The sequence below is a fragment of the Agromyces sp. Marseille-Q5079 genome (assembly GCF_051016555.1).
Classification (GTDB): domain Bacteria; phylum Actinomycetota; class Actinomycetes; order Actinomycetales; family Microbacteriaceae; genus Agromyces.
Genome location: NZ_JBPEJF010000002.1, coordinates 663795 through 689806, shown reverse-complemented (window position 1 = coordinate 689806; position 26012 = coordinate 663795). Strand labels below are relative to the sequence as shown.

The following is a 26012-nucleotide window of genomic DNA, read 5'->3' as shown; positions in this document are numbered from 1 at the left end:
CGTGAACCGTCGCGATCGCAGCGGGCCAGTGGTCGCGGCTCGGCCCGAGGACTAGCGTGGGATCGTGTCCGCACCCGCGACCGACGCACGGACCGCTCACGCCGCCGGCGTGGAGCGCCTGCTCGCGAGCTACCGGGCCGTGCCCGAGGCATCCGCGGTCCGGCTCGCGAAGCGAACGTCGAACCTCTTCCGCACGCGGGCGAAGGCGGATGCCGCCGGGCTCGACACCTCGGGCCTGACGCACGTCATCGCGGTCGACGCCGTGGCGCGCACGGCCGACGTCGCGGGCATGTGCACCTACGAGGACCTCGTCGCCGCGACGCTGCCGTTCGGCCTCGCGCCGCTCGTCGTGCCGCAGCTGAAGACGATCACGCTCGGGGGAGCCGTGACGGGCCTCGGCATCGAGTCGACGTCGTTCCGCAACGGCCTGCCGCACGAGTCGGTGCTCGAGATGGACATCCTCACGGGCGCCGGCGAGGTGCTCACGGCGTCGCCGGGCGAGCACGCCGACCTGTTCCGTGCGTTCCCGAACTCGTACGGCACGCTCGGGTACGCCGTGCGCCTGCGCATCGAACTCGAGCCGGTGGAGCCGTTCGTCGCGCTGACGCACGTGCGGTTCCACGACCTCGACGAGCTCGTGACGGCGATGGACCGCATCGTCGCGACGGGCGAGCACGACGGCGAACGCGTCGACTACCTCGACGGGGTCGTGTTCGGCCCCGACGAGGGGTACCTCTGCCTCGGCGCGAAGACGGCCGAGGACGGCCCCGTCGGCGACTACACGCGGCAGCAGGTCTACTACCGGTCGATCCAGCACGCCGGGGGCGCCGAGCACGACCGGCTCACGGCCCACGACTACCTCTGGCGTTGGGACACCGACTGGTTCTGGTGCTCCGAGGCGTTCGGCGCGCAGCATCCGCTCGTGCGCCGGCTCTGGCCCCGTCGGCTGCGGCGCAGCAGCGCCTACGCGAAGCTCATGCGCCTCGAACGCCGCTACGACATCGGCGACCGCCTCGAGCGACTGAAGGGCCGACCGCCGCGCGAGCGCGTCATCCAGGACATCGAGGTGCCGATCGAGCGCACCGCGGAGTTCCTCCGGTGGTTCCTCGCGAACGTGCCGATCGAGCCGATCTGGCTGTGCCCGCTGCGACTGCGTGGCGACGACGCGTGGCCGCTCTACCCGCTCGAACCCCATCGCGCCTACGTCAACGTCGGCTTCTGGTCGACCGTGCCGGTCGGCGCGACGGAGGGCGAGACGAACCGTCGGATCGAACGCGAGGTCTCCGCGCTCGACGGGCACAAGTCGCTCTACTCCGACGCCTTCTACTCGCGAGCGGAGTTCGACGAACTCTACGGCGGCGACGCCTACCGGGCCGTGAAGCAGGCGTACGACCCCGACTCACGGCTCCTCGACCTCTATGCGAAGGCGGTGCAACGACGATGACCACGACCAAGGGCCCGGCGACCGGGACGGCGGGCGCGCCGGATCCGAAGGGCCGAGCGGATGCCGCGGCCGAACCCGACTCGTCGGGCCGGCTCACGCTCGCCGAGATCCTCGAGATCTTCGCCGGCGGGCGTCTGCCGCTGCGGTTCACCGCATACGACGGGAGTTCGGCGGGCCCGCCCGACGCGCCGCTCGGCATCGAGCTGACGAGCCCGCGGGGCACGACCTACCTCGCCACGGGTCGCGGCGACCTGGGCCTCGCCCGCGCCTACATCGCCGGCGACCTCGAGATCCACGGCGTGCACCCCGGCGACCCGTACGAGCTGCTCAAGGCGCTGGCCGACGAGCTCGTCTTCAAGCTCCCGCCGCCCAAGCTCATGGCGCAGGTGGTGCGGTCGATCGGCGTCGAGCACCTGCGCCCCATCGCGCCGCCGCCGCAGGAGGTGCCGCCCCGGTGGCGCCGAGTCGCCGAGGGCCTGCGGCACAGCAAGTCGAGGGACGCCGAGGCGATCCACCACCACTACGACGTCTCGAACACCTTCTACGAGTGGGTCCTCGGGCCGTCGATGACGTACACGTGCGCCTGCTACCCGACGCCCGAGGCGAGCCTCGACGAGGCGCAGGAGAACAAGTACCGGCTCGTGTTCGAGAAGCTGCGGCTGAAGCCGGGCGACCGGCTGCTCGACGTCGGCTGCGGGTGGGGCGGCATGGTGCGCTACGCCGCGCGCCGCGGCGTGAAGGCCGTCGGCGTGACGCTGTCGGAGCAGCAGACCGCGTGGGCGAAGCACGCCATCCACGAGGAGGGCCTCGGCGACCTGGCCGAGGTGCGGTTCGGCGACTACCGCGACATCCGCGAGACCGGCTTCGACGCCGTGTCCTCGATCGGGCTGCTCGAGCACATCGGGGTGAAGAACTACGCGTCGTACTTCACGTTCCTGCAGTCGCGGCTGCGCCGGGGCGGGCTGCTGCTGAACCACTGCATCACCCGCCCCGACAACACCTCGCAGGCGTCGGCGAAGGGATTCATCGACCGCTACGTGTTCCCCGACGGGGAGCTCACGGGCTCCGGCCGCATCATCCGCGAGGCGCAGGACGTCGGGTTCGAGGTGCTGCACGAGGAGAACCTGCGCCCGCACTACGCGATGACGTTGCGCGACTGGTGCGCGAACCTCGTCGCCCACTGGGACGAGGCGGTCGCCGAGGTCGGCCTGCCCACCGCGAAGGTGTGGGGGCTGTACATGGCGGGGTCGCGGCTCGCCTTCGAGTCGGGCGGCATCCAGCTGCACCAGGTGCTGGCCGTGCGGCCCGACGAGCGCGGCGGCAACGGCGACCTGCCGCTCCGCCCGTGGTGGACGCCGTAGGCCCGAGCACCGAACGGGACGGACGAGGGCGGATGCCGCGCGGCATCCGCCCTCGTCGCGCCCGCCAGGTCCTCCGCGACCGGTAGAATCGACGGTTCCGCCGCACGAGGGGTACCGACATCAGCAGCAGCCTTCCCACCACGCCCGTCGCCGAAGAGCAGACGGCGCTCGACCGCATCCGCGAGGTCGTCGCCGAGCTCCTCGAGCAGGAGACCGAGTACCTCCGGGCGACCCTTGCGCGCCCCAGCGAGGGGCTCAACCTCACCGAACGCGACGCGCTCGTCGCGCATCACGCGCAGCGGGTGCAGGGGCTGCAGACGGCGTCGTACGGGCTGCTCTTCGGCGGGGTCGAGACCGACGAGGGCGGGCGCTTCCGCATCGGCCGCATCGGCCTCAGCGACCCCGACGACGGCGAGCGACTGCTCATCGACTGGCGGGCGCCCGTGGCCCGCGCGTTCTACACGGCGACGCCGCTGCACCGCGAGGGCCTGAAGGCCAGGCGCCGCATCACCTCGACCGATCGCACCGTCACGGCCGTCTACGACGAGCCGCTCCTCGTCGACGACCTCGACGACCTCGGCGACGCCGACAGCCGCGATGCCGCGCTCATGGCCGCCCTCGACCGGCCGCGCTCGCAGCACATGAGCGACATCGTCGGCACGATTCAGCGCGAGCAGGACGCGATCATCCGCGGCCCGCTGGCCGGAACCCTCGTCGTGCAGGGCGGCCCGGGCACCGGCAAGACCGCGGTCGCCCTGCAGCGCGCGGCGTACCTCCTGTACGAGCACCGCAACCGGCTGTCGAAGTCGGTGGTGCTCATCGTCGGCCCGAACCTCCGGTTCCTCGAGTACATCTCGCAGGTGCTGCCCTCGCTCGGCGAGGACTCCGCCGTGCTCGTCACGCCGAGCACGCTCGTGCCCGGCGTCATGGCCACCGCGACCGAGTCCCCGCTCGCCGCCGAGTTCAAGGGACGGCTCGACATCGTGCCCGCGCTCAAGCAGGCCGTGCGCGCGTTCGAGGTGCCCAACGGTGGCACGCGGGTGCTGCGCCCCGCGGGCCTGAAGCCGATGACGCTCGACGGGCGGATGCTGCATCGCGTGCGCACGCGCGGACGGTCGGGCGCGACGCCGCACAACGCGGCCAGGCCGAAGTTCGAGAAGGCGCTGCTCACCGAGATCCTCCGCATCGAGGACGAGGAGCACGGCGCGTCGTCGATGGAGGACTGGGAGCGTCGGGCCGACTGGGCCGAGGACCCCGCGGTGCAGGAGCTCTTCGACGAGCTCTGGCCGCTGCTCGACCCGGTCGAGGTGGTGCGGGGCCTCTTCAGCGACCCCGATCGCTTCGACGAGGCCTTCCCGAAGCTCGACCCGGCCCTGCGGTCGGTGCTGCTGCGCCCGCGCGAGCACGGCCTCACCCCGGCCGACATCCCGCTCGTCGACGAGCTGGCCGAGCTGCTCGGCGAGGACCCCCGCCCGGCGGCGGCCGCGGCGGCACGGGCCAGGTTCGACCGCGCGACCGACCTCGAGTACGCGCAGAACGTGCTCGACATGGTGACCGACGCCGATGCGGATGCCGACCACGTCAGCGCCCCCGTCTCGATCGTGAGCGCCGCGGCCCTCGCCGACCGCCAGGCCGCCGGCGACGGCCGCACACCCGCGGAGCGCGCGATGTCCGATCGCGAGTGGGTCTACGGCCACGTCATCGTCGACGAGGCGCAGGAGACGAGCCCGATGCTGCTGCGCGCGCTCATCCGCCGCTGCCCGACGCGCTCGATGACCCTCGTCGGCGACGCGAACCAGTACACGGCGACGGATGCCCCGTTCACGTGGGCGGAGCTGCTCGACCCGCAGGTGCCCCGGTGGAGCCGTACCGACCTCACCGTCAACTACCGCACGCCCGGCCGCATCATGCGGCTCGCGACCGGCGTGCTGCGCCGGGTCGACCCCGGTGCGCCCGAGCCGACGTCCGCCCGCGACGGCGAGCACGAGCCCCGGGTGGTGCGCGTGGATGCCGCGCAACTCGGCGAGGCCGCCGCCGGCGCCGCCGCCGAGGCGCTCGCCGAGAGCGAGGGCACGGTCGGCGTGATCGCGCCGCTCGGCGTGCACGGCGCGCTGCGCGGGCTGCGCGCGGCCGAGGCCGCGAAGGCGACGGCCGACGGGGCATCCGATCGACTGTGGGTCGGCACGCCCGACGACGCGAAGGGGCTCGAGTTCGACGCCGTCGTAGTCGCCGTGCCGCCGATGCCGGCGCCGCACGCGGTGTCGTCGGCGACGTGGAAGCGGCTCTACGTCGCGCTCACGCGGCCGACGAAGCGGCTCACCGTCGTCGAGGCGGGCGACGCGATCGGCTGAGGCCGGTCGAGGGTCGGCGCGCGCGTCATCCACCGGTGCGCGCCACGAACGGTCCTGGCGCCCGAGACCGCTCGCCATGCGCGGCGCGCAGCGGCAGACTCGTGGCATGGCGATCTCCGACACCGACCTCACCCACCTGCGACGCGCGGTCGACCTCGCGCGCGAGGCGTTCGATGCCGGCGACGGTCCGTTCGGATCCGTGCTCGTCGACGCCGCGGGCGTCGAACGGTTCGCCGAGCGCAACCGCGAGGAGACCGAGGACGACCCGACGCGGCATCCTGAATTCGACATCGTGCGCTGGGCGATCGCGAACCTGGCACCCGACGAGCGTGCGACCTCGACCGTCTACACGTCGGGGGAGCACTGCCCGATGTGCTCGGCGGCGCATGCGTGGGCGGGGCTCGGGCGCATCGTGTTCGCGGCCTCGGCGGAGCAGATCTCGGCGTGGCGCCGGTCCGCCGGCAGCGGTCCCTCGGCGGTGGCGCCGTTGCCGATCGCCACGGTCGCCCCGGGCGTGCCGGTCGAGGGCCCGGCCGACGAGCTCGTGGCCGACGTGCGTGACCTCATCGAGCGGGCCGTCCGGGAGGGCTGAGCGCCGCTCCGGCCCCGGTGCCACGCCGTGGAACGTTCCCGTGCGTCGAACGCGGGACGCGCGTAGGGTGGGAAGACCGGGTCATCGTCGTCGACTCGACCGAGCCGACGACGCGACCCGGCGGGCAACCATGCACCCACGCCCGAACGGAGCGACCACCCATGTCATGGGAAGACGATGACGATGCCGGCCAAGCCGGCGCGCGCCCGCGTGTTCGGGCACGGCTCACCGGATGGCGCGTCGCCCGGCTCGTCGCGGCCTACACGGGCGTGGTCGTCGGCGTCGTCGCGCTGGTGATCGGCACCGTCGTCGCGGTCAACGTCGTCGGCACCGCGACGAACCCCGGCGGATTCGCCGCGCCGTCGGCGGGCGGTTCTCGCGTGGCGCTGCCGCCGACCACGACGCAGCCCGATTCCGAGCCGCTCGACGACGAGGCGCCGGCATCCGAGGAGGCCACGGCGCTCGAGGAGCCGGGCGACGTGTCGGGCTCCGAGCTGGAGTCGACGCCGATCGAGATCATCGACGAGGAGTGGATCGCCCGTGTCGCGACGGCCACCGGCATCCCCGAGCGAGCGCTGACGGCGTACGCCCTCGCGCACGTCATGACCGCGGGCGAGGAGCCCGACTGCGGCCTCGACTGGGCCACGGTCGCCGCCATCGGCGAGGTCGAGTCGGGGCACGCGAGCCACGGCTCGACGTCGCTCGCCGAGAACGGCGATGCCGAGCCGCCGATCATCGGGCGGGCGCTCGACGGCGACGGGGTGGCGAAGATCGCCGACACCGATGGCGGCCTGCTCGACGGCGACACCACGTGGGACCGCGCCGTCGGACCGATGCAGTTCATCCCGTCGACCTGGGCGAAGTGGGGCGCCGATGCGAGCGGCGACGGCGTCGCCGACCCGAACCAGATCGACGACGCCGCACTCGCGACGGCCCGCTACCTCTGCGCCTCGGGCTCGATGACGAGCTCCGAGGGCTGGCGGGCGGCGGTGTTCTCGTACAACCACGACAACGACTACGTCGACAAGGTCGCGAAGGTCGCGATCGGATACGCCGAGTCGGCCGGGTAGCACCGCGGATGCCGCAGCGGGGAGCAGCCACGGCCGGATCGTCGATCGGCGCCGCGCGCTGGCATCCGATCCGGTCCAAGCGGGCGGAGCCTCCCGCGTGGACCGCCGCGCTCGCCGATGGTGAGGACGCCGGGTTCTTCGGACCGGGCAGTGCGGTGTGGACGGTCAACGGCGCGCTGCCGACGCTCGTCGCCGGCATCCGCGCGCTGCTGCTGCAGACCCTGCATCCGGGCGCGATGGCGGGGGTCCACGACTGGTCGAGGTACCGCGAGGATCCGCTCGCGAGGCTCGACGGCACCGTGCGCTGGGTCGCCGTGACGACGTTCGGCGATCGACGCGACGCGACCGCGGCATCCGCGTTCGTGTCCCGACTCCACGAGCACGTGACCGGCACCTACGTCGACGCGACCGGCATCGAACGCGACTACGCGGCGAACGACGCGGAGCTCCTGCGGTGGGTGCATGACGCCTTCACCGAGGCGTTCCTCGGTGCGCACGAGCTCTGGGGCGGCCCCATTCCCGGAGGGCCCGACGCGTACGTCCGCGAATGGGCGCAGGCCGGGCGCCTCATGGGCGTGCCCGACCCGCCGACGACCGTCGAGGCGCTGCACGCCGAGATGGCGGCGTTCCTCGTCGGCGCCAAGCGCGATGCACGGGTCGTCGAGGCCGTCGGCTTCCTGCGCCGACCGGGCCTGCCCGGGCTCACCGGCCGGCTGTACCCGATCCTGTTCGGCGGCGCCGTCGCCTCCCTCGAGCCCGAGCACCGCGACCTCCTCGGCCTGCGGCGGCCCAGATGGCCGGCCATCACGCTCACGCGCATGGTGCTCGCGCTCGCCCGTCGCGCACTCGGGCCGACCTCGCCGAGTGAGCGCAATGCGCGGTCGCGGGTCGCCCGACTCGCCGATGCGGCGGGGGAGTGACACGATCCTCTTCGGCGACTCGATCGGGGCGGAGGCGCGGAGCGGGCCGATACGCTCGGCCCCGGGAGGTGATGCGTCGATGGGCGATGCAGCCGGGTCGCGGACGACGAGGATCGGATTCCGTCGCGACCTCCTGAGGCCGTCGGGCTCGGAGCGCGCCGACCGCGTCACCTTCGTCGAGCTGTTCTTCGACCTCGTGTTTGTCTTCGCCCTCACCCAGCTCGGCACCTACCTGTACGCCAACCAGACGCTCCTCGGGGCGTTCGAGGGCGCGCTCGCCGTCACCGCGCTGTGGTGGGCGTGGATCTCGACGAGCTGGCTGACGAACTGGCTCGACCCGGTGAAGCTGCCGGTGCGCGGCGCCGTCATCGCGCTCGCCTTCGTGGCCCTCGTGCTGAGCGTGTCGATCGCCGAGGCGTTCGGCGATCGCGCGTGGGCGTTCGCGATCTCCTATGTCGTGCTCCAGCTCGGACGAGCGGTGTTCATCGTCCTGGCCGCGGCGCGGCACGATGCGGCCCTCGCCCGGGACTTCTCGTGCGTGCTCGTCTGGACCGCGGTCGGGTCGGTGCTCTGGCTCGTCGGCGCCCTGCTGCCGCTTCCCGTCCAGCTGCCGTTCTGGGCGGCGGCCCTCGGCATCGAGCTGCTCGGCAGCGTGCTCGGCTACCCGGTGCCGCGCCTCGGCCGAGTCGAGGTCGGGGCGTGGGACGTCTCGGGCCCGCACATCGCGGAACGCGCCGCGCTGTTCGTGCTCATCGCCCTCGGCGAGGGGCTGCTCGTCACGGGATTCCAGGTCGTCGACTCGGAGGCGAGCGTCGAGGTCGCCGTGGCGCTCGTCACCGCGTTCGTCGCGGCGGCGGCCTGCTGGTGGATCTACTTCGACCACGGGGAGCGCGTCGGCCCCGAGGCGATCGCGGCGCACGAGGCGCCGGCGCGACTGGCCCGGACGGCGTACTCCTGGGTGCACCTGCTCATCATCGCGGGCATCGTCGTACTCGGTGTCGGCGACAAGGAGGTGCTCGCGCATCCGCACGAGCACAGCCCGGGCGCGGTGGTGACGGTCATCGGCGGCCCGCTGCTCTTCCTCGGCGGCACGCTGCTGTTCCGGCGCGTGCTCGAGGGGCGCTGGATGCGCGCGCAGCTGGGCGGGCTCGGCCTGCTCGTCGTGCTGGCGGCGCTGAGCGGGCTGCTCGACCCGCTGTCGATGGGCGTGCTCGCCGCGCTCGTGCTCGCCGCGACCGCCGCGGGCGAGACCGTCGAGCGGATCCGCACCGGCCGGCGCACCGGCGGCTGAGCCCGCGCACCGGCGGCTGAGCCCGCTCAGGCCGAGTCGCGCCAGACGACCGAGGTCTCGACCATGATGCCGTCGGGCCTCGCGCAGGGTCTCGAGCGGACGGAGACCGCGAGCACCGAGCGAGTGGAGCCGCAGGCCTATCGAGGGCGCCGAGTCAAGCCCTTCCCGCGACGACGGCGCGCGCCTACCGTCGAGGATGTCGGACTCCGGTCGAGCCCGACGCGAGAAGGAGCACCCGATGATCCACGCAGATCCCCACCCTCACAGACCCTCGCCCCCGATCGACGTCCGAACGGCGGTGACGCCATGATCACGCTCATCGAGCCTGGATCCCGTCATGAGCGGCGGCGTCAGCACGGGCTGCCGCCCATCGGTCGTTGGTGGCCGAGGCTGGAGCACCCGCTCCAGCGCGAACTCGTCGAGAACCCCGGCGCGCCACTGCGGCCGTTCATGGTGCGGCGCATCCTCGACCTCTGCGACCTCGAGGATGCGCCGCTGCCGCATCGACCGGTGCGCCTCGACCTCGACGAACGCGCCTACATCGCCGGTTGGGCGCACGAGATCACGTGGGAGTGAGGGTGCGCCGCGGCCGAGGGCGAGCGGTCCGACCACGCGGGCGTTCCTGCACGCCGACCGCGAATCTGCCCTCGGCACTCACGGTTCTCACGATTCCGGGGTATTCTCGCGACACGCGTTATATCGCGTATTGACGTTGGCGTCGGACTGAGCGGGGGTGGTGCTCGTGACGGGCATCGAGGCGATCTTGATCGGACTCGGCGTGGTCGTGCTGCTCTCGATCGGCGTCATGGTCACGTTCGTGCTCGTCGTGCGCTCGCTCGTGCGGCGCGTTCGACGCAGCCGAGCGGTCGGCGGCGCGACCCTGCGCACGAAGGCACGTCTGGCGCACGGGCCGCAGCGCGCCGTGCTCGCCCTGCGGGTGCGCCTCGACGAGACCCTGCGCAGCGGCACCGCCGCCGTGGAGCTCATCGCCGCGCCGACTCGCAGCGAGCTGCCTCGCCTGTTCCGCCGCATCGGCGAGGAGGGCTCGGTGCTCGACCTGCAGCTGCGGCTGATGGAGTCGGAGACGGACTCGGCGGTGCTCTCGGCCGAGCTTCCGGCCGCCCGCCAACGCGTCGAGCAGGTCGAGGGCCTCGTGAAGCAGGTGCGCTCGGCCGTGGCATCCGGTCTCTCCGGTTCCACCGACGACGCCCTGTCGGCGCTCGGCTCCGACGTCGACCGCGAGGTCGCATCCCTGCACGCCGGCATCGAGGAGCTCCAGGCGCTCAACCGCCGCGACGGGCGCACGGCGCCACGACCGACCACGACATCCACTGTTCGAGATGAGGGGACCCAGCGATGAGCAGCAGCAACGCCAACAGCAATTCCGCGCGGATGAAGACGATCTTCCGGAGCAAGACCTCGAAGGCGCTCGACCGCATGGAGGACCCGCGCGAAACGCTCGATGACAGTTACGACCAGCAGGTGAAACTGCTCCAGCAGGTTCGCCTGGCCGTCGCAGACGTCGCGACCGCGAAGAAGCGCATCGAACTGCAGGGCGAGGAGATGGGCGCGCGCTACCAGCGGCTCGGCTCGCAGGCGGCCGAGGCGCTCGCCCAGGGCCGTGAAGACCTGGCCCGGGCCGCACTGGAGCGGCGGGCGATGCTCGAGGGGCAGGTGGCGCAGCTGCAGAACCAGTTCGCCTCGCTCCAGCAGCAGACCGCCCAGCTGCAGGATCGCGAGCGCCGCCTCACCGACCAGGTCGCCGCCTTCCGCATCGAGAAGGAGACGATCAAGGCCACGTACACGGCGTCCGAGGCCCAGGTGCGGGCGAACGAGGCCGTGTCGGGCATCAGCAACAGCATCACGGATGTCGGGTCCAGCCTCGATCGTGCCCGTGACCGTGTCGCGCAGATGCAGGCCCGCGCGGCGGCCACCGACGAGCTGCTCGCGAGTGGCGCGCTGACGGACCTCACGGCCGCACCCGACGCCGACATCGAGCGCCAGCTCGCCGCGGTCTCGGCCCAGGCCGAGATCGAGCGTCAACTGCAGGCGTTGAAGGGCGGCGCGGCGCCGAGCGGCGCGACGCAGCAGCCGGGGGCAGGAGGATGGACGAGCATCGGTCAGGCGGGGCCGGTCGGTCAGGGCTGAGCCCGCGTCGCCCGCGCGTCGGGGCGGGCTCGCATCCGGTCTCGCTCCGAGCTCGACGTCTGACGGCGCACCATCTCGGCGCGGCGTCAGCGCAGGATGCCGCGCTGACGGGCCGCGGCGACCGCGGCCGTTCGCGACGACACGTTCAGTTTCGAGAAGACGTGCGCCAGGTGCGACTTCACGGTGGTCTCGCTGACGAAGAGCTCGGCGGCGATCGCGGTGTTCGACCGCCCGGCGGCGACGCGTTCGAGCACCTCGATCTCGCGTGAGCTCAGGCTCACCGACGGTGCCCGCATGCGGTCGAGAAGCCGCGAGGCGATGACCGGGGCGAGGGCGCTCTCGCCCGCTGCGGCGGCGCGCACCGCTGCGAGGAGCTCGTGCGGCGGGGCGTCCTTCAGCAGGTAGCCGCTCGCGCCGGCCTCGACCGCGCCGAGGATGTCGGCGTCGGAGTCGTAGTTCGTGAGCACCAGAACGTACGGCGGGGCGCTCAGCGAGCGGATGCGCCGGGTCGCGTCTGCCCCGGTGCCGCCGTTCGCGCCGAACTGGAGATCCATGAGCACCACGTCGGGGTTCTCGCGCTCCGCTGCGCGCACGGCCTCCTCGCCCGATGCGGCCTCGGCGACGACTTCGACGTCGGGCTCCTGGCCGAAGAGCGCGACGAGCCCGGCTCGCACGATCGGGTGGTCGTCGGCGATCACGATGCGGATCATGCGACCCCCTCGAGGGTGATGGTCACGGCGAGCGTCGTGCCGAGACCCGGTGCGGAGTCGATGACGAGCACCCCGCCGAGTTGCTGCACACGCTCACGTGCGGCCCGCAGGCCGAACGAATCCGATCGCCCTGCGGTGTTCGCGCTCTGACGTGGATCGAACCCGTCGCCGTCGTCGACCACGGTGAAGAGCAGTTCGTCGTCCTCGACGGTCAGCGTGATCGTCGCGACCGATGCGTGCGCGTGCTGGATGACGTTCGCGATCGCGCCCTGCGCGATGCGGAGCAGAGCGGTCTGCAGCTGCATCGGCAACGCCACCTCGTCGGAGACGCGCACGCGCACTTCGAGCCCGTCGGTCGCCCACTGCGTCTCGGCGAGACGGCGCAGCGAACCGCCGAACCCGTGGTCGTCGAGGTCGGGCGGGGTGAGCTCCCGGATGAAGCGACGCGCGTCGGCGAGGTTCGCGGCGGCGGTCTCGCGGGCCAGCCGGATGTGCTCGATGCCGGGCCGCTCGCCATCGGCGCGTTCAGCCGCGTGCAGGAGGATCTGGATGCTCGAGAGCCCCTGTGCGACCGTGTCGTGGATCTCGCGGGCCAGTCGTGCGCGCTCGGCGAGCACCCCTGACTCGTGCTCCGTCGTCGCGAGTTGGTGGCGTGTCGCGAGCAGTTCGTCCATGAGGGCCTCGCGCTGTGCGGCTTCGCGGGCCAGCGCCTGGTACCCGAGTCCGATGAGGAGCGCGACCCCGGCGCCGATGAGCGGGCCGATGACGCCGCCGATCGTCCATTCGCCGTGCAGACCCAGGGCGCAGATCGCGATGATCGTCGCACCGAGGATCGCGGCGGACCCCCACCACCGGCCGAGCAGGTGCAGGTAGAGGAAGAACATCGGAAACACGAGGTAGGCGGCCTCGGGGATGAGCCACACCAGCGCGACCCACTCGACGCTGAGCGCCGCGAGCCAGATCAGCGGGGCGATCCGCCGGCGGGAGCCTGCGCGCGTGCGCCCGGCGGTTGCCACGCGCACGCCTTCGCGAGGCCGAGCGACCACGCCGCCCAGGCCGTAGGTGAGCAGCAGCACCGCCGAGATCGCGATGACCAGGCCGCTGGATTCGGTCGGGGCGAGGATCGCGCGCACCATCACGAGCACCGTGAGGGCTGCGAACAGCACGTGCAGCCCGGTTCGCAGGCCCACGAAGACCGGAGTCAACGCGGTGTGGGCCATGGGCCGACTCTACGGCCAGGTCGCGGCGGCGGCACCCTTCGAAAGGACGATTCCCGGGTCATCCGTTCGCCCGCCGAATCGTGTGCGGAGTGCGGATGACGCGGGCGGGCCCCGCGAGAAGAGTGGGACATGCCACCTCGTCGGGTGGTCATGCCGCCCCATCGGGCGGCCGGAAAGGACTCCACATGTTCGTCGCGATCCGCGACCTGCGCTTCGCCAAGGGCCGATTCGTGCTCATCGGCTCGGTCGTCGCGCTCATCACCATCCTGGTCGGGTTCCTCAGTGGGCTCACCGGCGGCCTCGCCACGCAGAACATCTCGGCCGTGTTCGCCATCCCGGGCGACCGCATCGTGTTCTCGGCGCCCACCGATGGCTCCGACGCCGCGAGCTTCTCGGACTCCGCCGTCACCGCGCAGCAGGCCGAGGACTGGGCCGACGTTCCCGGCGTGAGCGGCGTCGAGCCCATCGGCATCAGCCAGACGAGCGCCGAGGCCGGTGACGTTCGCACGGCCATCGCCGTCTTCGGGGTGCAGCCCGGCTTCGACGCCACGGCCCCTTCCGCCGACGGACACGTCGGGCTCTCGACGCCCGCGGCGAACGATCTCGGCGTCGAGGACGGTGACGAGATCTCCATCGCCGGCACCGCGTACACCGTCGAGACGATCGGGGGCGACGCTTGGTACAGCCACACCCCGGTCGTCGAGATGACGCTCGCCGACTGGCAGTCCTACGCCGCCGCGACCGGCAATCCGGGGGCGGATGCCACGGTGCTGGCCGTGAGCGGCGACCCCGACTGGGGTACCGCCGACGCCGCGAACGGCACGGTCTCGAAGACGACCCTCGGATCCCTGCTCGCGCTCAGCGCCTTCAAGTCCGAGATCGGCTCGCTGCTGCTCATGGTCGCGATGCTGTTCGGCATCTCGGGTCTCGTCATCGGCGCGTTCTTCACCGTCTGGACCATGCAGCGCAAGGGCGACATCGCCGTGCTCAAGGCCCTCGGGGCGAGCACGGGGTCGCTCGTGCGGGACGCCCTGGGACAGGCGCTCGTCGTGCTCGCCCTCGGCATCGGGGTGGGCCTCGCCGTGGTCGCGCTGTTCGGCGTGCTCGTCGGCGGCAGTGCCCTGCCGTTCCTGCTCAGCCCGATCACCACCCTCCTGCCGGCCGTCATCATGATCGTGCTCGGCCTCGCCGGAGCCGGCTTCGCGCTCCGCTCCGTCACCTCCGCAGACCCACTGACCGCCCTCGGGAGCAACCGATGATCACCCTCGACACCATCACCCTGACCTTCCCCGACGGCGACGGGCGGCTCACGGCCGTCGACCGGGTATCGCTCACCGCGCACCCCGGAACCGTCACGGGCATCACCGGCCCGAGCGGGTCGGGCAAGTCCAGCCTGCTCGCCGTGGCCGCGACGCTCATCCGACCCGATGCCGGCCGCGTGCTGATCGACGAGGTCGACGCCACGCAGCTCGACGCCGGCGACGCCACCGAGCTGCGACGCAGCCGGATCGGCATCGTGTTCCAGCAGTCGAATCTGCTGCCGTCCCTCACCGCGACCGAACAGCTCACGGTGATGAACGAGCTCGGCGCGAGGCACAGCCGCCGCAACCGCGGTGCCGCGTCGGCTCGGGCCGACGAACTCCTCGACGCCGTGGGCCTCGCCGATCAGCGGGGCAAGCGACCGCACCAGCTCTCGGGAGGTCAGCGGCAGCGCGTGAACATCGCCAGGGCGCTCATGAACGACCCGAGTGTGCTGCTCGTCGACGAACCCACGAGCGCCCTCGACCAGGAGCGCGGTGCGAGCATCATCGAGCTGATCCTGCGGCTCACCGACGAACGCAACACCTCGACCCTGCTCGTCACCCACGACCTCGTGCACCTGCCGCGCATGCACGGCGTCGTGCACCTGGTCGACGGGCGGATCACCGAGGTCGCACGCGCCGCGGCCTGACCTCACCGAGCGGACGCCGCGGGGGCCGAGGTCGACGTCCGCGTCATCGAGACCGACCATGTCGCGATCGGTGCGGCGCCGCTAACCCGCTGCCTGGCGGCGCACCATCTCACCGATCCAGAGCGGCGCGAACGGCGAGGTGCAGCCGGGCGGAGTCGGGTAGTCCTTCAACACCTCGAGCCGTTCGCCGATGTCGAGGGCGCGCGCTCGATACTCGGGGTGGTGGATGCCGATGTAGGCGAGGCAGTCGTTCATGGACCATTGCAGTCGCGGCGGGGCGTCCTTCATGTTCGCCTCGATGAGGTCGAGGAGCCCGGGCAGGTCGAGCCCTTCGGGGTTCTTCGCGATGCGGGTGGCGGTGAGCGACCAGCCTGCGCTCGCGACGACATCGTCGGGGTCGTCGAACCAGGCGACCCGAAGGTCTTCGACGTGCGGGCTCTTCTTCACGAGGTAGTTGACGAGCCAGTCGTGCACCTTGGGGATGCGCGCCTCCCGGAGCATGTCGTCGAGCTCGGCCGCGGTGTAGTCCTTCGGACGACTGATGAGGATCGCGACGAGCCGCGCCGGCGTCTCGCCGGTGGCCCAGAGCTGGCGGGCCAGCGGCTGCTGAACCCCGAGGCGCTTCGCGACACCGCGCAGTTGGGTGAGGTTGACGCCGTGATCGTCGCCGTGGCGTTCGTTGACCGCCCGCACCTTCGGATCTTCGAGCGCGGCCAGCTCGTCGAGCACCTCGCCGACGCCGACCTCGGGTGCCGTGACTGCCGCCATGACCTGTCCTCCCGTTCTTCGCGGATACCGCCTCCAGCCTACGTCGCACGCTCGCGGCGCGGCAGGGCGCGGCAGGGCGCGACGAGCGGATGCGGCGACATCCGACCCCCGTCATCGTCACGTCGGGGGCTGTCGGTACCCTGACGGGATGACCGGTGCCCCCGACGTGCAGGCCTGGCAGCCCGGAACCGTCCGCGAGGCGGCGGGCGGCATCGCGGCGCTCACGATCGCGACGTTCCTGGCGCTCACGACCGAGATGCTGCCCGTCGGCGTCCTGCCGGCGATGGGCCACGAGCTGGGCGTCTCGGAGTCGATCGCCGGGCTGCTCGTCACGGTCTACGCGTTCATGGTCGCGGCCCTCGCCATCCCGCTGACGCTGTGGACGCGCCGACTGCCGCGCAAGGGCCTCCTCCTCGGCACCCTCGCGGCGTACACCGCCGCCAACCTCGTCGTCGCGCTCGCGCCGACGTTCGCCGTGGTCGCGGCCGGCCGCGCGATCGGGGGCGTCGCGCACGCCCTCTTCTTCTCGTTGAGCATCGCCTACGGGTCGCGACTCGTGGCGCCGGCCTTCACCGGTCGTGCCCTCGCGATCGTCACCGCGGGCGCGTCGGCGGGCTTCGTGTTGGGCGTTCCACTGTCGACCGTGCTCGGCACCGCGGTCGGATGGCGCGTCGCGTTCGGGGTCCTCGCCGCGGGGTGCGCGCTCACGCTCCTGCTCGTCGCGTTCCTGCTGCCGGCCGTGTCGGTCGAGCCCGCGGGCGACGGCGCCCACCCCGAGCGGCGCGCGCGGCGTGGGCGCTTGGCGGCCGTCTCGGTCACGAACGCCCTCGTGTACCTCGGGCAGTACACGGTCTACACCTACGTCGCAGTGATCCTGCTCGCTGCGGGCCTCTCCGCGGCCGGCGTCGGCCCGGTGCTGCTCGGCATCGGCGCGGTGAGCCTCGTGGGCACCTGGTACGCCGGCGTCACCCTCGATCGGCGTCCTCGCTCGAGCCTCGTGCTCGTGCTGGTGCTCATGGTCGTCGGACTCGTGGCCATCGGCCTCGCGTTCCCGAACCTGTTCGGCGTGCTCGCGGCATCCGCCGTCTGGGGCATCGGGTTCGGAGCGGTCGCGTCGAGCTTCCAGACCGCGGCGATCCGCACCCGCGGCGCCACGCCCGACCTCATCGGCGCCCTCGTGAACGCCACGGCGAACATCGGCATCGGCGGGGGAGCGGGCCCCCGCGGGGCGGGGGTCGCCGGCGCCGGCCCCCGGCGGGGGGCGGGGGGCGGCGGGGGCCCCCGGCCCGCGGGCGTCGTCGCCGGCATCTGCCGTCGCCAGGTCGGCGCGGCGGTCTTCCCGGCGACGCCGGGCAGCGGGACGCCGCGGCCCGAGCCACGACCGCCGCGAGCCAGATGTCGGCAGGTCGCCAGCAGCACGACGTTCAGTCGATAGAGCCCGCCTCGCCGCGTTGAGGTGGAGATGATCGCCTCGACCTGCAGGGCCGTCGCCTGATCGCCGCGACCAGGGCGAGCCACGGGGCGATGCCGGTGAACGGCGGGATGATCAGGTCGAGCGCGCGCGATATCTTCGCGGGCCCACCGCGTGGACACGCCGAGCGGCGTCGCACCGACCAGTCGCAAGATACACTGCACGATCATCACCCAGCGCGGCACCGACTGCAACATCTTGATACAACCGTCGAATACAGTAGAAGAATGCCGCCCATGCCTGATGATCCAGTACGCGATGTCACGGAGTCTCCACGAGCTGATTTGTGTGCGTTCATCGTCGGTCGGAATCGAGGCGCGCAAGGTGCGTTGCTGGCGCAACTGATCCGGAGGAGTCCACGCTTGTCCTGCTACGAGAAGGTCTGCTCGATCAGGGGCGACCGCGCCGTCTGATCCAGCGTCTGATCGCATCGCCTGACAGCGCGGAACTTCTGCTGGATCGTCGCAATGCTCGACGACGGGGCGCTGAGGTTCACCGAGCAGGCGCTGCGTCCGGGCATCTCGCAGCGGATAAGTCACCCTGACCTTGAAGCACCCGAACCACGCCGTCACCGCACCGCCGCACCGCGAGGCGCGCCATGGCTGAAATATTCACCCCGTCACCACTCCCTGATCCTCACGCGATCGCGCCGATCAGCCACAGCGTCCCACCACCGATCATCGATGAGGCTCGCCGCGCCGACGACCGCACGATAGGGCCGTGCCCGCAGCGAGTCGAGACCGCGCAGGACCGCCCGTCGCCCCGACACCCCGCAGCATCCGTTCGTGCTCTTCGATCCGTTGCCCGCTGGCGAGGCGTACGGTTCCATGCAGGCATCCGCTCGAACCGCGCGGCGGGCGTGCGCGACGTCGCCGCGCTCGCCGGGGTGTCGCGGCAGACCGTCTCGCGCGTGCTGAACGAGCACCCGCAGATCAAGGAGTCCACGCGGCGCCGGGTGATGGACGCCATCGCCGAGCTGGAGTACACGCCGAACTTCGCCGGTCACGTCCCAGAACAGCGGCCCACGCCAACCACGCCTGCGCCTCCGACTCGCGGCACTACGGGCCCTCGACGAGCATCGCGGCGCTCGAGGGCAGGCGCGCGCGGTCGGGCACTGCGAGCACGGCCTACGTCGACTCCGAGGACCTCGGCTCGCGGGTCGGCGGGCATCGCCCACCTCCGCGGCCAGGCGGTCACGCGATCGGTCAGGTCGTCGCACCCGCACGCGTGCTCGAGGCGCTGACGGCTCAGCGAGCCCGATCGCCATCGCCACCCGGCTGGCGGCCGCGACGGTCGCAGCCCGGCCGTCGACCAGGTCGAGGGCGCGCATCGCGACGCGGCACCTCATCGACCTCGGGCACGCGCGTCGCGCACCTCGCCGACCCTCCGACTGGCTCGAGGCGAGCCGCGCGAGCACGGGTTCGCGCCTGAGCTCGAGTCGCACGGGCCTCGAGGCGGTCGCCGTGGTCCGTGGCGACTGGTCGGCCTGCTCCGCACGACGCGGCGCCGGCTGATGGCGGATGCCCCGTCCGCCGTCGTCGCCGCGAACGACCAGGATGCTTCTCCTGGCCTCATCCGGTGGTCCAGCGACAGGCGCGGCGAAAGCCCGAGACCGTGAGCAGGCCGACGACATCCTCGAGGCGGAGTTCTGGCCGCCGCTCACGACGTGCGCCAGGACTTCGACGAGCTCGTCGCGCGGCCGCCGCGCTGGTCGACGGTGATGCCGGCGGCGATGCCCGCGACACGCTTCTTCCGACGCCACGACGCTGGTCGGCCAGGCGAGACGACGAACCGCCGTCGCCGGTTCATCGCGACCTGGACGCCCGCGCTGAGTGGCCTGCAATTGACAGTCGCGCCCGCTCGAGTCACGACCGGTCACAGGGCGACACCGGCCGCAGCTGGAGGACGAACCCCCGTGAGTGCAGCACCCAGCATCGATGCTCGACCGAATCGCAGATCCCGACCGCTATCGGCCCGCCACGGATCGCAGTACCGTTTTGCGCGTGGTGACGGCATGAGCGGCACGACCGTGGCTCGAGCAGGTCGCCCCCAGGCTGAGCTACGATCAGCAGGCATGCCCGAGCGGCGAAGCCTGAGCGCGAGCGATTTCACGGCCCGGCGACCGGCCACAAACGGCCTGTCCGGGGCGGATCTGTTCGTGATCAAGCCGTCGGGGTCCCACGACGATCTGGTCGAACGACATCCCGCGCGATCGGAGCATGTCGGTGATCCGGCACGCCGGGTTCTGATCGGGCTCCGTCGCTCGATACGGCGGCGCATGCATGTACCGGAACATGCCCGAGGTCGGGGCGCTACCAACGACCCGACGCACGCGGCGTGGGTGGCGCGGGGTGAGGAGATCCTGTGCGCGATCACGGCGATGGCCGATGAGTTCGGGGCGGGTCCGGATTCCGGTGGGTCCGTTCGCGATCATCGGGGATGACTCGATCGGTCGGGGCATCGTGGAGACGTTGCGCGGGCATCGCAGCCGTGCGGTGTTGATGGCCAATCATGGGCCGTTCACGATCGGTGCGTCGGCGAAGGATGCGGTCAAGGCTGCGGTCATGGTCGAGGATGTCGCGCGGACGGTGCATCTGGCGCGTGAGGCGGGTCCTCTGGTCCCGATCCCGCAGGACTCGATCGACCGGTTGTACGACCGGTACCAGAACGTCTACGGACAGAGCAGCGACGCTCGTCGGAAGGAAGCCAACGCATGACCGATTCCACGAACACGCAGGCGGATGCCGCGCGCGCGGCCATCCTCGAGGGGCGCACCTCGCTCGGCATCGAGTTCGGCTCGACGCGCATCAAGGCCTGCCTCGTCGGCGAGGACCCGACCGACGTGCTCGCCGTCGGCAGCCACGAGTGGGAGAACCGCTTCGAGGACCGCGTCTGGACCTACTCGCTGGAGGACGTCTGGTCGGGCCTGCAGGCGGCCTACGCCGACCTCGTCGCCGACGTGCGCAGCCGCTACGACGCGACGCCTGAGACCTTCGGCGCGATCGGCGTCTCGGCGATGATGCACGGCTACCTCGCGTTCGACGGGGCCGACCAGCTGCTCGTGCCGTTCCGCACGTGGCGCAACACCTCAACGGGCCCGGCCTCCGCCGAGCTCAGCGAGCGCTTCGGCGTCAACATCCCGCTGCGCTGGTCGATCGCGCACCTGCACCAGGCGATCCTCGACGAGGAGGCGCACGTGCCCGACATCCGCTTCGTGACGACCCTCGCCGGCTACGTGCACTGGCGCCTGACCGACCGCAAGGTGCTGGGCGTCGGCGACGCCTCGGGCATGTTCCCGATCGACGCCGCCACGCACGGCTACGACGCGGGCCTGGTCGAGTCCTACGACGCGCTCGTCGACGGGCGGGCGCCCGCGCGGCTGCTCGACCTGCTGCCCGAGGTGCTCGACGCGGGCGTGCCCGCCGGCATCCTCACGGCCGACGGGGCGGCACTGCTCGACCCGACCGGCGGCCTGAAGCCGGGCGCCCTGCTCTGCCCGCCCGAGGGCGACGCCGGCACGGGCATGGTCGCGACGAACTCGGTCGCCCCGCGCACCGGCAACGTCAGCGCCGGCACGAGCATCTTCGCGATGGTCGTGCTCGAGCGCGCGCTCGAGCACGCGCACCACGAGCTCGACCTCGTGACCACCCCGGCCGGCGATCCGGTCGCGATGGTGCACTGCAACAACGGCGCGAGCGAGCTCGCCGCCTGGGCGGGCGTGTTCGCGCAGTTCGCGGCGGCATCCGGTGCGCAGGTCGACTCCGACGCGGTGTTCGAGTTGCTCTTCCGGGCCGCGCTCGAGGGCGAGGCCGACGCCGGCGGACTGCTGGCCTACAACCACCTCGCCGGCGAGCCGATCGCCGGCCTCACCGAGGGCCGCCCGCTCGTCGTGCGCACGCCCGACAGCCGGCTGAACCTCCCCAACTTCATGCGCGCCCAGCTCTACGGCGTGTTCGGCACGCTCGCCCTCGGCATGCGCGTGCTGGCGGGCGAGGGCGTCGAGCTCGACCGCATGTTCGCGCACGGCGGCATGTTCCGCACGGCCGGGGTCGCGCAGCGCTTCCTCGCCGGAGCGCTCGACGCGCCCGTCGCGGTCGGCGAGACCGCGTCCGAGGGCGGGGCGTGGGGCATCGCCGTGCTCGCGTCCTACCTCTCGGCGCCCGCGGGCACCGACCTCGACACGTACCTGAGCGACCACGTGTTCGCGAACGCCGAGGTCGACACCGTCACCCCCGACCAGGCGGATGTCGCCGGCTTCGCCGCCTACCTCGACCGCTACAAGGCCGGCCTCGCCGCCGAGGCCGCGGCCGTCGAGGCGCTCTGACGGGCGCAGCCGCCCGCAGGCCGCCTCTGCACCACGCGCTCCGGCGCACACCGAATCCCACGAACTCAGCACGACCCGCACCGAAGGAGACCCGCATGACCCGCACGCCGCTCACGACCTCGCTCGACCACTACGAGGTCTGGTTCCTCACCGGAAGCCAGCACCTCTACGGCCCCGAGACGCTCGCGCAGGTCGCGCAGCAGTCCGAGCAGATCGCGGCCACCCTCGACGCGGCATCCGACGTGCCCGTGAAGATCGTCTGGCTGCCCGTGCTCACCGACTCGGCCGCCATCAAGAAGGTCGTGCTCGAGGCCAACGCCGCCCCGAACGTCATCGGCGTCGTCGCGTGGATGCACACGTTCAGCCCCGCGAAGATGTGGATCGCGGGCCTCGACGCCCTGCGCAAGCCGCTCGCGCACCTGCACACGCAGGCCAACGTCGAGCTGCCCTGGGCCGACATCGACTTCGACTTCATGAACCTGAACCAGGCCGCGCACGGCGACCGCGAGTTCGGCTACATCCAGACCCGCCTCGGCGTGCCGCGCAAGACGATCGTCGGCCACGCGTCCGACCCCGTCGTGCAGCAGCAGCTCGGCACCTGGCAGCGCGCCGCGGCCGGCCTCGCGGCATCCCGCGACCTCAAGCTCGCCCGCTTCGGCGACAACATGCGCTACGTCGCCGTCACCGAGGGCGACAAGACCGAGGCCGAGCTGCGACTCGGCGTGCAGGTCAACACGTGGGGCGTCAACGAGCTCGCCGAGGCGGTCGCCGCGGCATCCGAGGCCGAGATCGACGAGCTCGTCGCGGTCTACGAGAACGAGTACGACGTCGTGCCCGAGCTGCGCAAGGGTGGCGAGCGCCACCAGTCGCTGCGCGACGGCGCCGCGATCGAGATCGGCCTGCGCTCGTTCCTCGAGGAGGGCGGCTTCGGCGCGTTCACCACGTCGTTCGAGGATCTGGGCGAGCTGAAGCAGCTCCCGGGCCTCGCCGTGCAGCGCCTCATGGCCGAGGGCTACGGCTTCGGCGCCGAGGGCGACTGGAAGACGGCCGTGCTCGTGCGCATCGCGAACGTCATGGGCGCGGGCCTGCCCGGCGGCGCGAGCCTCATGGAGGACTACACGTACGACATGACCCCGGGCGACGAGCTGATCCTCGGCGCGCACATGCTCGAGGTCTCGCCGTCGCTCACGAGCGCGATGCCCACGCTCGAGGTGCACCCGCTCGGCATCGGCGGCAAGGACGACCCCGTGCGCCTGGTCTTCACCGCCGACCCCGGCCCCGCCGTCGTCGTCGCGATGAGCGACATGCGCGACCGCTTCCGCCTCACGGCGAACGTCGTCGAGAACGTCGCACCGCGCGAGTCGCTGCCGAACCTGCCCGTCGGCCGTGCCGTCTGGAAGCCGGCCCCCGACTTCCGCACGAGCGCCGCGGCCTGGCTCACGGCCGGCGCCGCGCACCACACGGTCATGTCGACCGCGGTGGGCGTCGACGTGTTCCGCGACTTCGCCGAGATGGCCGAGGTCGAGCTGCTCGTCATCGACGAGGAGACCACGCTGCCGGGCTTCAAGCACGAGGTGCGCTGGAACCAGGCGTACTACCGCCTCGCGCAGGGCCTCTAAGTGGGCAACGCGCTCTCGGGGTACCAGCACGAGATCGGCGCGCACGGCTACGTCGCCGTCATCGCGAGCGTCGGGGCGTCCCTGCGGTCGCTGACGTACGAGGGCCGCGACCTCGTCGTGCCCTTCGAGGCCGACGAGGTGCGCCCCGCCTACCGCGGGGTGACGCTCGTTCCGTGGCCGAACCGGGTCGTCGACGGCCGCTACCGCTTCAGCGGGATCGACCAGCAGCTCCCGCTCACCGAGCCCGACCGCGGCCACGCCCTGCACGGCCTCGCGGCCTGGCTGGACTTCGAGCCCGTGCACCGCGAAAGCGCGCGGGTCGTGCTCGCCGCCACGATCGAGGCGCAGGCGGGCTACCCCCACCGGCTCGCGATCGAGGTCGAGTTCCGCATCGACGAGGCCGGCCTGCACACCCTCGTCACGGCCACGAACACCGGACCGGACGCCGCGCCCTTCGGCACCGGCCCCCACCCGTACCTCGTGGCGGGCGAGGGCTCGGTCGACGACTGGACGCTCGAGCTGCCCGCCGAGGTCGTGCTCGAGGTGACGCCCGACCGGCTCATCCCGACCGTCGAGGCGTCGGTCGCCGATGCACGCGACGGCGACTCCTTCGACTACCGGATGCCGCGTCGCATCGCCTCGACCGAGATCGACCACGCCTTCACCGGGCTCGCGTTCGACGCCGAGGGCCTCGTCCATGCACGGCTGACGGACGCCGACGGCCGAGGCGTGGGCATGGCGTGGGGTGCCGACTGCCCGTGGGTGCAGATCCACACCGCCGACGGCAGCGGGCGCACCGGCCTCGCGGTCGAGCCGATGACCTGCCCACCCGATGCGTTCAACTCGGGTACGGACCTCGTCGTGCTGGAGCCCGGCGCCGCGGCATCCGCGGGGTGGACCATCTTCGCGATCTGACGCCGATCCGCACGGATCACGGCCCGGCTCCGCTGGGGTCCGGCCGGTCACCGCTCTTCGACGAGAGCGGTGGTCGACCGGGTCTCAGCGGGGCAGCACCTCGGCGAGCCGGTCGAGCTCGCCGAGGCGATCCTCGCCCACGGGCGTGAGCACCACGGAGGTCGAGCCCGCCTCGTGTCGGCGCGCGATGCCCTCGCGCACCTGTGAGGCGGTGCCGGCGAGCGAGAGCTCGGCGATCCACTCGTCGGGCAGGCGGCGGGCGAACTCGTCAGGTCCGGCGCACTCCCGCCGCAGCCCTGCAAGGTCTTCGGCGAACGGCAGTCCGATCAGGTGCGGCGCCCAGTCGGGTTCGCCGTACCAGGCGAGACCGGGTCGCACCCGGGCGATGGCGGCCTGCGCATCGTCGTCGACCGCGGCGACGTCGTAGCTCGTGATCTCGAACCGGGTGTCCGCGGGGAGGCCCGCGGCGGCCGCGCCGGATCGCACCTGGGCGAGGGATGCCGCGATGTACGCCGGTGTCGCGGGCTCGGCGAGCACGACGCCGTCGGCGACCGCCCCCGCGACCGCGAGCGACTTGGGTCCGCGCACGCCGAGCAGCACGGGAGGTGCGGTCTCGGGGAGCTCGACGAGCTCGACGCCCTCGACGTTCACGTACCGACCCGCGGCGGGGCCGGGCTCGCCGCGCATCAGCGTGCGCACCGCGGTCGCGTACTCGCCGAGCAGCGTGAGCGGGCTCGCGGGCCAGGCGCCGACCTGGCGCATCCACACGGGCATGCCGTGTCCGATGCCGGCGATGAAGCGGCCGGGGAAGAGCTGGGCGAGGGTGGCGAGCTCCATCGCCGAGAACGCCGCGTTGCGTGCGCCGGCGGGGAGGATGCCGACGCCCACCGCGATGCGCTCGGTCGCCGCGAGCACGGCGCCCGTCTGCGCGATGCCGCCGCGGAAGCCGAGGTCCTCGACGAGCCAGATCTCGTCGAAGCCGAGCGCGTCGGCGCGGCGGGCGTACGGCAGCACCTGGTCGATGGGCAGGTCGCGGGGGAGGAGCACGCCGATGCGCGCGCGAGTCGAGGTTGGCACGCAGGCATCCTCCCAGAACCGCGGCCCGATGCGGGCCTAGGATCGACCGGTGTCGCCCATCGGCCCTCGGCCGGCCCGGTGCGCGACGCGTCGAATCCACGGAGGAACCATGGCGAAGCCGACCCGCACCAGCGCACCGCGGATCGACGTGATCCGCCTCTCCGACCTCGATGACGCCGATGCCGCGTCGCTGGTCGCCGGCTCCGACCACGAGGGCGTGCGCGTCGCCGGAGGCGACCTCTCGGGGCTCGACCTGACCGGCATCCGCTTGCGGGAGACCGAGATCGCCGGCGTCTCCGCGCACGACCTGCACCTGCGGGGCGCCGACATCGCGGAGTCGGTGTTCGACCGGTGGGATGCCCCGGTCCTGCGTTCGCCCAGGGCGAGCCTGCGCGACGTGGTCGTGTCGAACTCGCGCATCGGCTCGGTCGAGTTCTCCGAGAACACCTGGCAGTCGGTGCACCTCGTCGGGTGCAAGCTCGGGTTCGTGAACCTCCGCGGCTCGAGCCTGCGCGACGTGCAGTTCACCGACTGCACGATCGAGGAGCTCGACCTCGGCGGCGCGCGCGTCGAGCGGATGGCGTTCGCGGCATCCGACGTGCGCTCGCTCGACGTGACCGGCGCTCGGCTCGCCGACGTCGACCTGCGCGGGCTCGATCTGGACGTCTCGGGGGTGGAGGGCCTTCGCGGCGCGACGATGGACGAGCTGCAGGTCGCCCTCATCGCGACCCGGCTGGCCGAGCACCTCGGCATCCGCATCGTCGGCTGAGTCGCGCCCCT

22 protein-coding genes and 1 pseudogene are annotated in these 26012 nt (G+C 72.3%); 19 read left to right on the top strand and 4 right to left on the bottom strand.

The annotated features are described in order from the left end of the window. Window positions 1-64 precede the first annotated feature (64 nt). The 10 genes from ACR3IO_RS07005 (at window position 65) to ACR3IO_RS06960 (ending at window position 11177) form a co-directional block, all read left to right on the top strand. On the top strand, window positions 65-1444 hold the full coding sequence (locus ACR3IO_RS07005; protein ID WP_434070454.1) for an FAD-binding oxidoreductase: 1380 nt from the start codon (window positions 65-67) through the stop codon (window positions 1442-1444). Next, complete coding sequence (locus ACR3IO_RS07000) at window positions 1441-2805, top strand: class I SAM-dependent methyltransferase (RefSeq protein ID WP_434070453.1); 1365 nt, start codon at window positions 1441-1443, stop codon at window positions 2803-2805. The genes ACR3IO_RS07005 and ACR3IO_RS07000 overlap by 4 nt, the downstream gene beginning before the upstream one ends. Window positions 2806-3107: 302 nt before the next feature. Beyond that, the gene (locus tag ACR3IO_RS06995) at window positions 3108-5156 is read left to right on the top strand and encodes a HelD family protein (protein ID WP_434070452.1); all 2049 of its coding nucleotides are present in this window, start codon (window positions 3108-3110) and stop codon (window positions 5154-5156) included. A 106-nt stretch (window positions 5157-5262) separates the two neighbouring features. Next, entirely contained in the window at window positions 5263-5748 is a 486-nt protein-coding gene (locus ACR3IO_RS06990) for a nucleoside deaminase (protein ID WP_434070451.1), read from the top strand. Between the two features lie 161 nt (window positions 5749-5909). Further along, complete coding sequence (locus ACR3IO_RS06985) at window positions 5910-6818, top strand: lytic transglycosylase domain-containing protein (protein ID WP_434070450.1); 909 nt, start codon at window positions 5910-5912, stop codon at window positions 6816-6818. 8 nt (window positions 6819-6826) lie between these two features. Further along, on the top strand, window positions 6827-7738 hold the full coding sequence (locus tag ACR3IO_RS06980) for an oxygenase MpaB family protein (RefSeq protein WP_434070449.1): 912 nt from the start codon (window positions 6827-6829) through the stop codon (window positions 7736-7738). A 79-nt stretch (window positions 7739-7817) separates the two neighbouring features. Then, window positions 7818-9029 (top strand): low temperature requirement protein A, encoded by a 1212-nt coding sequence (locus tag ACR3IO_RS06975; protein ID WP_434070448.1) that lies wholly within the window; start codon window positions 7818-7820, stop codon window positions 9027-9029. 306 nt (window positions 9030-9335) lie between these two features. After that, window positions 9336-9605, top strand: a complete 270-nt coding sequence (locus ACR3IO_RS06970) for a hypothetical protein (protein WP_434070447.1) — start codon at window positions 9336-9338, stop codon at window positions 9603-9605. A gap of 157 nt (window positions 9606-9762) precedes the next feature. Continuing rightward, window positions 9763-10389: a hypothetical protein gene (locus ACR3IO_RS06965; protein WP_434070446.1), complete on the top strand. Its 627-nt coding sequence runs from the start codon at window positions 9763-9765 to the stop codon at window positions 10387-10389. Continuing rightward, window positions 10386-11177: a PspA/IM30 family protein gene (locus tag ACR3IO_RS06960; RefSeq protein WP_434070445.1), complete on the top strand. Its 792-nt coding sequence runs from the start codon at window positions 10386-10388 to the stop codon at window positions 11175-11177. The genes ACR3IO_RS06965 and ACR3IO_RS06960 overlap by 4 nt, the downstream gene beginning before the upstream one ends. A gap of 86 nt (window positions 11178-11263) precedes the next feature. On the opposite strand, the gene ACR3IO_RS06955 is transcribed toward ACR3IO_RS06960, so the two are convergent. Both ACR3IO_RS06955 and ACR3IO_RS06950 read right to left on the bottom strand, forming a co-directional pair. Next, on the bottom strand, window positions 11264-11887 hold the full coding sequence (locus ACR3IO_RS06955; protein ID WP_434070444.1) for a response regulator: 624 nt from the start codon (window positions 11885-11887) through the stop codon (window positions 11264-11266). Then, window positions 11884-13107 carry a sensor histidine kinase gene (locus ACR3IO_RS06950; protein WP_434070443.1) on the bottom strand — a complete coding sequence of 408 codons (1224 nt, stop codon included), beginning with the start codon at window positions 13105-13107 and terminating at the stop codon, window positions 11884-11886. Before ACR3IO_RS06950 ends, ACR3IO_RS06955 begins: the two co-directional genes overlap by 4 nt. Before the next feature lie 185 nt (window positions 13108-13292). On the opposite strand from ACR3IO_RS06950, the gene ACR3IO_RS06945 reads away from it, so the two are divergent. Continuing rightward, complete coding sequence (locus tag ACR3IO_RS06945; protein ID WP_434070442.1) at window positions 13293-14366, top strand: ABC transporter permease; 1074 nt, start codon at window positions 13293-13295, stop codon at window positions 14364-14366. Continuing rightward, entirely contained in the window at window positions 14363-15058 is a 696-nt protein-coding gene (locus ACR3IO_RS06940; protein ID WP_434070441.1) for an ABC transporter ATP-binding protein, read from the top strand. Before ACR3IO_RS06945 ends, ACR3IO_RS06940 begins: the two co-directional genes overlap by 4 nt. 81 nt (window positions 15059-15139) lie before the next feature. Here the strand turns inward: ACR3IO_RS06940 and ACR3IO_RS06935 are convergent, their stop codons facing one another. Further along, on the bottom strand, window positions 15140-15826 hold the full coding sequence (locus ACR3IO_RS06935; protein WP_434070440.1) for a DNA alkylation repair protein: 687 nt from the start codon (window positions 15824-15826) through the stop codon (window positions 15140-15142). Window positions 15827-15974: 148 nt separating this feature from the next. Here ACR3IO_RS06935 and ACR3IO_RS06930 point away from each other — a divergent pair, with 148 nt between their 5' ends. The 6 genes and pseudogenes from ACR3IO_RS06930 (at window position 15975) to ACR3IO_RS06905 (ending at window position 24155) form a co-directional block, all read left to right on the top strand. Beyond that, entirely contained in the window at window positions 15975-17261 is a 1287-nt protein-coding gene (locus ACR3IO_RS06930) for an MFS transporter (RefSeq protein WP_434070439.1), read from the top strand. Between the two features lie 634 nt (window positions 17262-17895). After that, window positions 17896-18540, top strand: a complete 645-nt coding sequence (locus ACR3IO_RS06925) for a LacI family DNA-binding transcriptional regulator (protein ID WP_434070438.1) — start codon at window positions 17896-17898, stop codon at window positions 18538-18540. A gap of 900 nt (window positions 18541-19440) precedes the next feature. Then, a pseudogene (locus ACR3IO_RS06920) lies at window positions 19441-20014 on the top strand (class II aldolase/adducin family protein); the annotation flags it as partial. Next, entirely contained in the window at window positions 20011-21621 is a 1611-nt protein-coding gene (locus ACR3IO_RS06915) for a xylulokinase (RefSeq protein ID WP_434070437.1), read from the top strand. The pseudogene ACR3IO_RS06920 and the gene ACR3IO_RS06915, both read left to right, overlap by 4 nt. A 95-nt stretch (window positions 21622-21716) precedes the next feature. Continuing rightward, window positions 21717-23240: an L-arabinose isomerase gene (gene araA / locus ACR3IO_RS06910; protein WP_434070436.1), complete on the top strand. Its 1524-nt coding sequence runs from the start codon at window positions 21717-21719 to the stop codon at window positions 23238-23240. Then, window positions 23241-24155 (top strand): aldose 1-epimerase family protein, encoded by a 915-nt coding sequence (locus tag ACR3IO_RS06905; RefSeq protein ID WP_434070435.1) that lies wholly within the window; start codon window positions 23241-23243, stop codon window positions 24153-24155. It abuts the gene before it with no gap. An 84-nt stretch (window positions 24156-24239) separates the two neighbouring features. Here ACR3IO_RS06905 and ACR3IO_RS06900 read toward each other — a convergent pair whose 3' ends face one another. Then, the gene (locus ACR3IO_RS06900) at window positions 24240-25232 is read right to left on the bottom strand and encodes an LLM class flavin-dependent oxidoreductase (RefSeq protein WP_434070434.1); all 993 of its coding nucleotides are present in this window, start codon (window positions 25230-25232) and stop codon (window positions 24240-24242) included. A gap of 109 nt (window positions 25233-25341) precedes the next feature. Between ACR3IO_RS06900 and ACR3IO_RS06895 the strand changes: the two genes are divergently transcribed. Next, a complete protein-coding gene (locus ACR3IO_RS06895; RefSeq protein ID WP_434070433.1) occupies window positions 25342-26001 on the top strand; it encodes a pentapeptide repeat-containing protein in 660 nt (219 codons plus the stop codon). The last annotated feature ends 11 nt before the right edge of the window (window positions 26002-26012 follow it).